The 11,953-nt window shown below is 49.5% G+C and carries 10 protein-coding genes; 2 read left to right on the plus strand and 8 right to left on the minus strand.

The genetic code is table 11. From position 1 onward, the window contains the following. The first annotated feature begins 88 nt into the window (after positions 1–88). On the plus strand, positions 89–1,063 hold the full coding sequence (locus ACUN27_RS33685; protein WP_315955804.1) for a stage II sporulation protein M: 975 nt from the start codon (positions 89–91) through the stop codon (positions 1,061–1,063). Here ACUN27_RS33685 and ACUN27_RS33690 read toward each other — a convergent pair. From ACUN27_RS33690 to ACUN27_RS33715, 6 genes are all read right to left on the minus strand, one after another. After that, positions 1,058–2,437 carry a DUF58 domain-containing protein gene (locus tag ACUN27_RS33690; protein WP_445560353.1) on the minus strand — a complete coding sequence of 460 codons (1,380 nt, stop codon included), beginning with the start codon at positions 2,435–2,437 and terminating at the stop codon, positions 1,058–1,060. The two genes, ACUN27_RS33685 and ACUN27_RS33690, sit on opposite strands and share 6 nt — an antisense overlap. Next, positions 2,388–3,308, minus strand: coding sequence for an AAA family ATPase (locus tag ACUN27_RS33695; RefSeq protein ID WP_315955802.1), 921 nt, complete (start codon positions 3,306–3,308; stop codon positions 2,388–2,390). Before ACUN27_RS33695 ends, ACUN27_RS33690 begins: the two co-directional genes overlap by 50 nt. 5 nt (positions 3,309–3,313) lie before the next feature. Then, positions 3,314–4,513, minus strand: a complete 1,200-nt coding sequence (locus ACUN27_RS33700) for a DUF4350 domain-containing protein (protein ID WP_445560354.1) — start codon at positions 4,511–4,513, stop codon at positions 3,314–3,316. Beyond that, positions 4,494–5,123, minus strand: a complete 630-nt coding sequence (locus tag ACUN27_RS33705; RefSeq protein WP_445560355.1) for a DUF4129 domain-containing protein — start codon at positions 5,121–5,123, stop codon at positions 4,494–4,496. The genes ACUN27_RS33700 and ACUN27_RS33705 overlap by 20 nt, the downstream gene beginning before the upstream one ends. A gap of 13 nt (positions 5,124–5,136) precedes the next feature. Further along, complete coding sequence (locus ACUN27_RS33710) at positions 5,137–6,168, minus strand: hypothetical protein (protein ID WP_445560356.1); 1,032 nt, start codon at positions 6,166–6,168, stop codon at positions 5,137–5,139. Positions 6,169–6,943: 775 nt separating this feature from the next. Further along, complete coding sequence (locus ACUN27_RS33715) at positions 6,944–8,545, minus strand: sensor domain-containing diguanylate cyclase (protein ID WP_326060733.1); 1,602 nt, start codon at positions 8,543–8,545, stop codon at positions 6,944–6,946. 182 nt (positions 8,546–8,727) lie between these two features. On the opposite strand from ACUN27_RS33715, the gene ACUN27_RS33720 reads away from it, so the two are divergent. Next, positions 8,728–10,875, plus strand: coding sequence for a DNA topoisomerase III (locus ACUN27_RS33720; RefSeq protein WP_445560357.1), 2,148 nt, complete (start codon positions 8,728–8,730; stop codon positions 10,873–10,875). Between the two features lie 63 nt (positions 10,876–10,938). Here ACUN27_RS33720 and ACUN27_RS33725 read toward each other — a convergent pair whose 3' ends face one another. Both ACUN27_RS33725 and lspA read right to left on the minus strand, forming a co-directional pair. Next, entirely contained in the window at positions 10,939–11,268 is a 330-nt protein-coding gene (locus tag ACUN27_RS33725; RefSeq protein ID WP_315955796.1) for a hypothetical protein, read from the minus strand. Positions 11,269–11,366: 98 nt separating this feature from the next. Beyond that, positions 11,367–11,837: a signal peptidase II gene (lspA, locus tag ACUN27_RS33730; RefSeq protein ID WP_315955795.1), complete on the minus strand. Its 471-nt coding sequence runs from the start codon at positions 11,835–11,837 to the stop codon at positions 11,367–11,369. Positions 11,838–11,953 lie beyond the last annotated feature (116 nt).

The raw sequence follows: 11,953 nt of genomic DNA on the forward strand, positions 1-11,953 counted from the left end.
CCCTATGCTAAAATGAACAGATTACAGCAAACCTCAGCCTAGAACAGGTAGGTTTCGCAAGAGCTAGTAGAATACTTAGGGGGCTTTTATGGACATCTCGCGATTTATCCGAGAACACAAATCCCAATGGACGGAGCTAGAGCAATTACAGCTTCAGCTAGGGAAGAGAAAGCGCAGCCTGCAGGCCAGTCAGGTGAACAGGTTTACGGAGCTTTACAAAATGGCTTCAGCACACTTAGCCACGCTCCAAACCCACTTGCCTGCAGATGAAACAACCGTTTATCTAAATCATCTTGTCTCACAAGCGCACAATACAATGTATAAAGACAGCCTTACAAGCAGCACCCAAATGAAGGAGTTTTTCCTTCATTATTTCCCTTCGCTGATCCAAGCAAGAAGCCTATTCGTTGGCGTTGCTTTCGTTCTTTTTCTGCTGGGAGGCTTGCTCGGCTTCCTCTCAGTTTGGCATGATCCGCTGAATTTGGCCTTCATTATGCCAGGTGGCATGGCCGAAAACATCGATCCGTCCAAAACAGCGGATCCCCGGGGCGACCTGCATTCGCCGCTAATCTCGACGGCGATCATGACGAATAATATCCGAGTCGCGGTCCTCGCCTTCATCAGCGGCATCACGCTTGGCGTCGGAACTGTCTACCTGATGATCAGCAACGGCCTTCTTGTTGGTGCCTTGGCCGCCGTTTACATGCAATCCGGTAAAAGTTATGTATTCTGGGCGTACATTTTGCCGCACGGTATTATTGAACTTACCGCCATTTTCATAGCAGGTGGTGCCGGTTTGTACATGGGCTATCGCTTTTTCGTGCCGGGACCTTATCCGCGCAAGCTGCGTTTTCTGGAGTCGGCCAAGGAATCCGCCCAGCTCCTGATCGGCACGATTCCGCTGTTCATTATCGCGGGGCTCATCGAAGGTTACATTACCCCTTCCACGCTGCCACTTGAAATGAAATACATCATCGCCGGCGTTACTTTGCTGCTCCTCGCGTTATACTTCGTTTATGGCATCCGCAAACGTGCGAATAGCAGACAAATATTAACGCTATAAACGATCACTAGCTTTCAAATCCAAATAAGCATTAACGGCGCTAAGCGTCAGCTGGTCGGCGGGGACATCCATCACGGGAATGCCTCTGCCGGCCATTTCGTTTACATAGGCGTAACGATCCGTCGTAAACTTGTGGGCCATACTCATCTTATAAGCTTGCCGGCTATCTTCAGCCCGAACACGCGCCCATTGATGAATCAGCGGATCCTGGAGTGATAAAAGCAGTGCCTGATGGCTTCTGCGGAGCCGCTGCACATACGGCAGCATTTCTTGATTATATAGATAGCTCTCCATATCGGAAAATAAGACGACAAGCGAGCGCTTTTTCAGAAAACGCAGGATATGTGTAAATGCGATCTGTGTGCTGGATTCAACAAAATCCGTGCTTAAATCATACACCGCCTTCGTTAAGACTTGCAGATGAGGCAGCCCTTTTCCTGCGGGCACATACACTTTAACCTTGTTGGAGTAAGCAATTAACGCTACTTGATCTCCTTGTTTGAGTGCTACTGCAGCTAAAGTCAACGCAGCTTCCAGGGTCCGATCCAGCTTCACTTGCCCTTCCAGCTCAATCGCCATTTGCCTGCCGCAGTCCAGCACAATGGTGACAATCTTTCCTTTTTCCGGTTGAAAAAGATTCGTCATCAGCTTCGTCGAACGCGCCGACGCTTTCCAATTGATAAGCCGGACGTCGTCCCCCTGCACATAGTCCCGAATATAGTGGAATTCGGAGCCGCTGCGCTGCTTTTTGAATACACGATGGCCCTCCAAAATTAAAACGTCCTGAACGGCGTTAAGCACACCCCGCACCTGTGACAAATCCGGATAAATCTCAATGGTGTTTTGGGAGTTCAGAAGCACCTGCTTTTTCCAGAGCCCCATGCCTCCAAAATAACGCAGAACCACGTTTTCAAAAATATACCGACCTCTTTCAGTAGCCGTCACCGTATAACCAAAAGTAATTGATTTCCCCGCAATAGAACCGCTTAATTGGCTGCTTTCCAGTTGAAAGGTGTAGGGCATATGATCCACTAATTCAACGTGCATAATAGATCGCTCCAAACCCAAACTCTCAAGCTCTAGACTCACCTCAAAAGTGCTCCGCACATCCGCCTGTTCAGGGAGTGTTCGACGTATTTTCCAACTGCTGCGTTTGGGAAGCAGAAGAAGGTCGATTGCACTTAGTACCAGTAATAGCGCATTGAAGCTCCAAAAAACAGGCATAATCGCATCAAAAGGAGCTGCGATCAGCATCCCGGCTGCGCCAACTAGCACCAGAACAATGAGTTTTCGCGTGGGTAAAATGAAGTCGTGGAAGAAGGTTTTATCTAGGAACCGGAATAGAGCCGAGCGTTTCTTGAATGATTTGGTCACTCGTTCCGCCCTCCAGTTCCGCTTGCGGTGTCAGCAGCAGTCTGTGCCGCAGCGCAGGCCGCGCGACAAGCTTGATATCATCCGGCGTGACATAGGTCCGGCTATCCATGAGAGCCCAAGCTTTACTCGCCATCAGCACAGCGATTCCCGCTCGGGGACTAGCGCCCAGTTGAATCTTCTTGGACTCGCGGGTTTTGCGAATAAGCGTTGCGATGTAAGCGTATAAGGAGTCCTCTACCACGACATCGGCCAACTTCCGCTGCAGGTCAACGATCCGCTCCGGGGTCATGATTGCTTGAAGCGGTTCCTCTTGCTGTTGGTGAAAAGGCACATGTCCCCGAAGAATGGCGATCTCCGCTTCTTCGCCCGGGTAATCGAGCACCAGCTTAAACATGAACCGGTCGAGCTGTGCTTCCGGCAGCGGGTACGTTCCTTCGTATTCGACGGGATTTTGGGTCGCTACGACAAGAAAAGGATTAGGCAGCTTGTACGTATTTCCCTGAATCGTCACCTGCCGCTCCTCCATCGCTTCCAGCAGCGCTGCCTGCGTCTTCGGTCCGGAACGGTTGATTTCATCAGCTAATAACACGTTCGCAAAAATCGGACCTTGAATCGTTGTAAACGAATGGTCCTGCATTTGGTAGATCACACTGCCTGTAATATCTGCAGGCATCAAATCCGGCGTAAATTGAATACGGCGGTATTCCCCGCCAGTTAATTCCGCGAGGGTACGCGCCATTCTCGTTTTCCCGAGACCCGGCACTCCCTCAAGGAGGACATGTCCTCCTGCTAATAAGGCGGTTGCAAGCAGTCTGGTGTTCAGCTTTTGGCCGAACACGCGCTGCTCCAAAGCTTGTATCAGTTCATTCATTGCGCTCACTCCTTCTTCAAGTAGGCGATCATTTCGCCCATCTCCCGCGTTCGCTGCACGAACGCTGTGGTGCTCACGCCGCCGCTCTCTGCCGGCGGCTCCGCCAGCAGGCGCACAAGCTGCGCCGCCTGCGCCTCCGACATGCGGCCGCGCGCAGCTTCCGCGGCCTGCAAAGCACTAGCGCTGGGGCTAAGCCCCCAGCGCTGATACAGCAGCTGCCGCAGGAACAGCTGCTGCTGCGCCAGCGCCTCGCGCCTGTAGCCGAGGCGCTCGTACCAAGCGGCGACGGCGTGCACGCCTTCGTCGCCGCGACGGACCGTCCACGCCCGGGGCGTGTGGACGGGGCCGAAGCGCTTGCCGCGCAGCCAGAGCCACAGCAGTAGCGCAAGACCAAGCTGCGCGCTTGCCAGCACGAGCCACGCGGGATACACGGCCAGCAGTCCGGGCTTCGTCCCGTAGCCGTGATGGGTCTCGTCGACCCACACGGCGTCCCAGGACTTCGCGAACAGCGGCCAGATTAATTCGAAATGGGACGCCTCATCAATTGTCCCATTCTGCATCCACGTCGGGGTCAGCACCATCGTAATGCTGCCCGCCCCTTCCTGCACGCGGCTGGCGAGCACGCCGCGCTCATCTTCGAACAGCGCAAGCCCGCTGCCCCCAGGCTGTAGCCGATAAGAGGTTTCGACTTTACCCGTCAGCGTCCCTTCCGCTGACATATAATCCGGCGAAACGCGAATCGTTGAGGCAACCTTCGCTTTTTGCTCTTGCTTCTCTTGCTTCTCTTGCTTCTCTTGCTCACCCAACTTCCCCCGTGTCTCCTGCGCCCCACCGTCCACTCGAACCGTCTCCCAAGACGCCCAGCCTTGAGGTTCGCGATCAAAAATAATCGCATCATTCCCCGCCTGCACCCATTTCAAGAGATGCTCCCGATCCGATTTCGTCACGGCGGACGGCTGTACAGCGACTAGCAGCATCGATGTACCGCTAGGCAAATGCTTCCAGTCCAGTCTCCACTCCTTAACAGCAGTCTGCTTAGTGGCAAGCAGTTCTTTCCAAGCCTTAGTACCATCTACATCTGCTGAAAAGGATAGATAAGGAGGTAAATCCGGCAGCTTCGGCTTCGCGAGCCAGTACCCCAGAGCAAAAAACAGCACAATGCTGACAGCTAGTCCCACATGGAGCTTATTCAGCCCTTTCGTCATCCCCGGTTACCTCCTTCCTGGCGATAACCCTGGCTACCTGCTCATACAACCAAGAAAACTGCTGCTCTGTTACGGCTTCTTTGCCGTACCAGACTCGTTCAAAAAGCAGCGAGCTCTCCTGGAACAAAGGAATTAACGATGAGGCTGTGCCTCTTAGCTCATCTGCATATTCCCAGTTTGTTTTCCATTTTTCAACACGAATTAGACGCGCATCTTCCATATAAAACAGAAACGACAGAAAGACGGAGCGCACTCCCTCTCTCCAATCGCCTACTCCCTTAAGCTCCGATGCTTGCTGCCAGTAATAGCGGTACGACCGGCTTACTTCACCTTGCGGTAAAAACGTTTCCGAACGGACCCGCTTTTGCCACACAATTTGTTTCAGGAACCAGTAGATCGCAAAAGCCGCAATACCCAACAACAGAATAGCTACCACTATAGTCAACCAGTCTGTCACCGATTCAGATACCTCAAAATGAGGCAGCCAGCTCCGTATTTTCTGAAGAATGGGTTCCAGCCATGTCAACAGCGAACCATTCTTTTTGACTTCATAGGCTGTGTATTCATCCTGTTTCAGGATTTGCAGCAATTGTTCTTTGTCATCCTGCAAAGAAATTACGAACCTATAACTCATTCTTTTTATCCAAATCAATAGGCATATAATGGGCTGAAGCGTCTGAGATTGTACTATCGATCATAGACTCTAAGCCCAATCCCTCATTTCGTACCCGCTGGTCAAAGAAACTGACCACATACGGCAGGAACCACAGCGACATAACCAGAATGGAAATCAAGCTTTGCAGCAGCTGCGCCCCTAGCCCCAACCCGAAAATAGCGGCAATCACGATCTGAACAACGGCTAGAAACAAGTACAAAATAATGCTGAGTACGATGTACATGCCAAATAAACGCCAAAAACTTTTACGCGACAACCTCCAGCTTCGGCCAATGCCAATTGATTCTTCTCCCAAAGCTACATAAGGTAGATAGTAACTCCAGCGAATCATAAAATAAGCAAACGTGAATAGCGCCCCCAGTCCAAGAATGGCAAAAAACACAATGGTAAACGCTAGCGCACCGCCACCAAACCCGCCTACCGAGCTTGAGAAGCTGCCGCCAACGGCAAAAATGATAGCAAAAACAATCATAATAACAGCTATTCCCATATAAAACCCAAACATAATGAGTCCGAATAAGAACGTACTGCCTGCCATCGGCCAAAAACGAGTGAATGATTTTTTTAATAATTGCCCTAACCCCGGCGTCTCTTCCCCATCGAAATTAGCTTTTACAAGATGAACAACCGATGCGATTGAAGCTGGCATAAGACCTAAAAACATAATCAGGATTAACACGAGCACGAATACGAGCATTTTCCACAGGTAACCCTCATCACGCAAAGCAGGATCGTTTTGCAGGAACGCAGAGTTCGGTCCGAACATATCCTGCAGCGAACCGCCATTACGAATTTGTTCAATAAAAGACCCCGAAGTTACCGCCGTTTCTTGAAAAGTCAGCAAGTGCTGCAGCAGATAAAAAGGGCCGTATAAAATTAGCATGATGAATGTTAATACGATGAAGTGTTTTCGATATAACTGGAAACTGCGGTCTAACAATCTTCCAATTCCCATTGGTCGTACGCTTGCATTTTGCATGGTTACCTATAACCCCCCAAATGTTGGTAATTCTTTAACTCCCTGACTATTATACACTAATCCTGCAAAATTCTGACCACTAAATTGTATGAAAAAGCAGTTCGCCTCGGATTGCGCGGGGACCACGGGCACAAAAGAATAAAGCCGCGCTATCCCCTGATCCTGTAGTTGCGATACTACAATCGTGGAACTCCGTTCGCTGGCGTTGCACGCAACTACTCGGATAATTACATGGTCAAATATGGATCAATAGCGGGAAGTAGAGGGAGTAATCGGCGTTAATCATAAGTAATTCAGCTACTTCAGCTAGGAAGCTTCTACGGTGAGTCTCCATTGGCAAATTTCAGCTGAAATAGATGGAAAACCTGCAGCTAATCTGCGCTACTCTGGGGCAAAAACGAACATAACTGGAGAACCTCCATCTAACTCGCCGGTTGTTGTGCGAAATTGGGCAGTTTTTCTGATATTAGAGGTAGAAAATGCAGATAATCGGGTAAAAGTGGTTCAATTTCTATAATTAGCGGGCGTAATCGGCTTTACTTACATGCAAGTCTCTCTTTCAGTTCTTCAGCTAGTTCCTTAGAGACAAACCGCATAGTTGCTTCATTTGAGAGAACTACAGGGCCTTATTTCACCCGAATTGCCCTGATTTGCGGTCATCGCGACGAAATAACGGACCACAGTTCCCTTCCTCAACTAAATTGGCTGTTTCAGGTCCAATAGCGCCCTGTAGTTCCCCTCCCCCCAAAACAAAAAAAGCCAGATCCATGATTTCTCATCGATCTAGCTCCACCCGGTTTCGTCCCGCCGATTTTGCGCGATATAGCGCATGATCTGCTCTAGAGATCATATCTTCAAGCACCATCGTGCCAAACTCCAGCTTGGGCGAAAATTCAGCTACGCCGATACTCGCCGTTAACTGTACCGTTACCTGCTCATCAGAATACGGCTTCGCTGCAATGCATTGCCGAATGCGCTCGGCTAATAATTCACTGTCCTGCGCATTTTGGCGGAGGCACACTAAAATAAATTCCTCACCGCCATAACGGGCCACGATGATCTGGCTGCTTGCCAGCTGTTTCAACAAAGAAGCTACCTGTTGAAGAACGCGGTCGCCTACCAAATGCCCGTAGGTATCGTTCACTTTTTTGAAATGATCGATATCCATCATCATCACCGAGCACGTATAGCCCGCTGCGATACATGCCTTCAATTCTTCATTCCCTTCGGACATGACATATCGGCGATTAGGAATATCGGTCAATTGATCGACCAGCGCGGATTTCTCAAGCAGCGTAATAGTCGTATTCAACTTGTCCGACATCAGATTAAACGTGTTAACCAGCGTTTTGAGCTCAATCGGAGCGTTTCTGATTTCGTCTGCGTCAATCTGATAATGGTAAGTTCCATTACGAATGTGTTGGGTGGCTCGGAGCAAATAGCGAATAGGTCGCTCGATGCGGGACGCTATCGTGATAGCTGCAAGGACGCTAAGAATGAAAGCAATGAGGGAAATAATAATAATCGTCAAACTCAGCTGATTTAATTTCTGAAAAACCTCTTTTTGCGTGATTTCACCTACGACAATCCAATTTTTCCCCGTGGACCACTGGTATTGACCGAAGACCTTTTCACCATGAAAGCCGGTATAGATCTTGCTTGACGTAGTGCCGCTTTTCGCTCTTTCAATGATTTCGGATGACATGAAGACATTGTTGTTCGCCTCGCTCATGCTTGAATGGCCTGACGCCGTCACAACTTGGCCTTTGGCATCTAAGACATAGACCTCACCTGTTTCGCCAAAACGCAGCTGTTTCATTAGATTGTTAAGCATGTCCAGGGTCACAACCCCCATCACAACACCTTTAAATTCATTCAGATTGCCAAGCACCGGGGCTGAAAAGGTAATGATCGGTTTGCCGGTCTCTCGCGAAATGTCGACCCCCGATATGAAACTCCTATTCTCAAGCGCATTCTTAAAAAACGGCCGGTCCCCTACATAAATAGCTGTGTCGCTGCTCGTGTAGATAATCCCATTCGGCTCTACGAAATTCAGAGTATCAAATTCCGAATTAAGGCGTGTATAGTTATGAAATTCCCCTTTTAATTGTTCCAACTGATGAAATTTGGCATAATCCGAAAGCGCAAACCGCTCGACGGCATCCAGTTTTTCCTGATTCCATTTCTCAATATACAAGCTTTGCAGGGTAATCATCTGTTTGAGCTGATTTTCCGCTTCCCCGATTCGGTTCTTCTTTTCTATCCAATAAAATGGCACAATAATGGAAAATGCTAAAGCCAGAATAGCGACGCCAATCCACATTTGAAACCTCATTTTCAAGGATTGACTGGAGAAATAAGCAAATTTGCGTCCCATTCTGGTCTCAGCCCCTTTCTTTCTCATACGTTTATTATACCTTGAAATCAAGACAAAAACAGGCAGAATATATGCTTATTCGACAATTTTCACCAGGGACTTTTCTCCATATCCGCTCATGTTTGAAAAGAAAACTTCAATCGCTTATGCTAATTTGTAATACGAAATGAGGTTATTATTCTATGAAAATTCTTGTGCTCACAGAAAAACCGAGCGTCGCCAAAGAAATTGCCCGCGTTCTCGGCTGCAATCAGAAGCAAAAACATCATTATGAAGGCCCCAAATACGTTGTCACCTGGGCCTTAGGCCACTTGGTTACTCTCGCTGAGCCTGATGACTACGATCCCAAGTACAAAACCTGGAACCTGGAAGATCTGCCTATCCTCCCCGAGCGTATGAAGCTCAAGGTCATGAAAGAAACGTCGCATCAATTTCGCGGCATCGAGCAGCTGAGCCGGCGCGGGGATCTCGCCGAGCTGGTGATCGCAACAGACGCCGGGCGCGAAGGGGAACTCGTCGCCCGTTGGATTATGGAGCTGATCCGCTGGAAGAAGCCGTTCAAACGGCTTTGGATCTCGTCGCAGACGGATCAGGCAATTCGCGAAGGCTTCGCGCAGCTGAAGCCTGGCACGGACTACAACCGGCTGTATCAAGCAGCCGTCTGCCGTTCCGAGGCCGATTGGCTGATCGGCCTGAATGTGACGCGCGCGCTGACCAGCAAGTTCGGCGCGTCCTTGTCCGCTGGGCGTGTGCAGACGCCCACACTGGCCATGATGATCAACCGCGAGACGGAAATCCGGGATTTCCGGTCTGTCGACTATTGGTTGATCGAAGCCGATTTGGGCTCTTTCCGCGCGGCGTGGCGAGACCCCAAAACAGGCGACTCGCGTATTTTCGACCGAGAGCGCGCGGACGCGTTGAAAGCGAAGCTGCAAGGCCAAAATGGCCGCATCGCTCAGATTCAACAAACCGAAAAGCAAATTCCTCATCCGCTTGCTTACGATTTGACGGAGCTTCAGCGCGACGCCAACCGCAAGTTCGGCTTTTCGGCGAAACAGACGTCCAACGTGCTGCAACGTTTGTATGAACAATACAAAATCGTGACCTATCCTCGGACGGATTCACGATATCTGACTTCCGATATGGCTCCGACGTTGGCAGGCAGACTCAAAGGCGCAGCAATTGGTCCCTATGCGCCACTTGCCGCTCCATTATTGCGCAAGCCGCTAACCATCACAAAGCGCATCGTCGACGATAGCAAGGTATCCGATCACCATGCGATCATACCGACCGGCGAAGCCATCTCGCTCGCAACGCTAAGCGCAGATGAGCGCCGACTTTATGATCTGATCGTACGCAGATTCATAGCCTTGTTCTATGGCCCTTGCCGCTATGATGAAACGAAACTGACCGTCGAAATTGCCGGTGAGAAGCTGTATGCTTCAGGGAAAGTCGTCAAACAAGCCGGCTGGAAAGAAGTTTACGGCTCGAACGATTTTACTGATCCTGAACGGGAAGAATCAGATACGGATGACGATGCGTCTCAGCTGCTGCCGCAAGCCAGAGAGAAAGACACCGTGACGGTCAAACAGGCTCACCAGTTGAACCGCCAGACCAAACCTCCTGGCCGATATAATGAAGCTTCTTTGCTATCGCAGATGGAGAAATGGGGGCTCGGCACGCCGGCAACTCGCGCGGATATTATAGAGAAGCTCGTATCGTCCGACACCATCGAGCGGCAAGGTTCCCAGCTCATTCCGACGGGCAAGGGCAAACAACTCATTGAGCTCGCTTCGGAAGAGCTTCGTTCTCCTGAGCTGACGGCACGCTGGGAGCTTGAGCTCGAACGCATTGCCAAAGGCAAAGGAAGCATGGAGCAATTTCTAAGCGGCATTCGGACAAAAGCTGTGGAATTAGTTAATGAGGTTAAGAAAAGCGACGCGGCGTATAAACCGCATAACTTAACAGGCAGCAAATGTCCGGACTGCGGGGAATTCCTTCAGGAAGTTAAGGGGAAACGCGGGCGTTATCTCGTTTGCTCCAGCCGGGAATGCTCTTACAAACGGGAAGCGGACGGCCAGTTGACGAACCACCGTTGTCCGCAGTGTCATAAAAAAATGGAGATCCACACTGGGAAATCCGGCAAGTATTTCCAATGCCGCCCCTGCAATGTGGTGGAGAAGATTGATAATGAGGCTTCCGGCGGCGGCCGTCGTGCCTCTGCCAAAGCCAATCGTCAACTCATCGAGAAATATTCCGATCAAACGAGTGTCGGGAACTCGCTCGCTGACAAGCTGCTTGCCGCACTTCAGCAGAATAAGGAAGACTAGCCTAGAGCAAGCATGAAAAAACCAAGCAGAGACTTTCGTCCTTGCTTGGTTTTTTTCTGTAGGCTAACTCAATATTTTTCCTTTTACCGCCAACTGCAGTTCCTCTAAGCTCGTAATGCCTAGACTAATCAGTGCCTCTCCCGCTTCCATGTGTACATTCGCTAATATATGCATACTTGTATTTGGGACAAGTGATTTGCGGAATTCATGAAATAAAACAGCATTATATGTTTTGAGCACTGTCATAAATTCAACTGTCGGAGGGATGAAGCCGCGCATTTCGGAAGATTTCCAGAAGAAATCCCTCACATGTATAATGTCAGCGCCCGTTTTGTTCAACTTACGGATCATCACAAAAAAATCATCGATCAAAGCTTGTCTCTCCAGATTCATACGACCATCTCCCAGTCTAACATCATCCACACTGTCGTAGAATAGGATACCACAAATAGTTCTTTTGATCTATATTTTATAGTAAATTAGTCCCGGTCCTATGAAGCGGTTTTTTCTTTGCGAAAACCTCTTCGCCGCAGTGAGAAAAACATGTCCAACGCAAAACATACGACACCTAAATTAATGGCCAAGTCCGCCACATTCATGATACCGTTCCCCGAACGGAAGACGATGAAATCCGTCACTTTTCCGAACAGCAGTCGTTCAATCGCATTACCTATCGCTCCGCCTGCAAACAACGCTGCTCCGCATTGCAGCAGAACGCCTTGAAGACGTCCTTTCTTCCTGTAGTAGAAGATCGCTATGACAATAATGACAGCAAAAATGCCGAGGTAACGCGCCCAACCCTGCAGCGAACTGCCTGCTGCTCCCGTATTTTGATAATGCGTAAATGAAATAATGTCCTTATAGAATGGCATGGATTCTCCCACTTTCAGCATCGTACGAATCCAAACCTTTGAAATCTGATCAATAGCCGTTACGACAAAAAAGACAATATAAAATAGCATAACACTCCCCCTATTTTGAAATTACAACCTCCTCACCATTTTACATGATGAATAGCCTCTACTGCGAATCTTGCGGCCTCGGTCTCCCTTCTGTCCCATAGTCTTCCATTAGCAAC

It is taken from the genome of Paenibacillus sp. WC2504 (assembly GCF_052682475.1).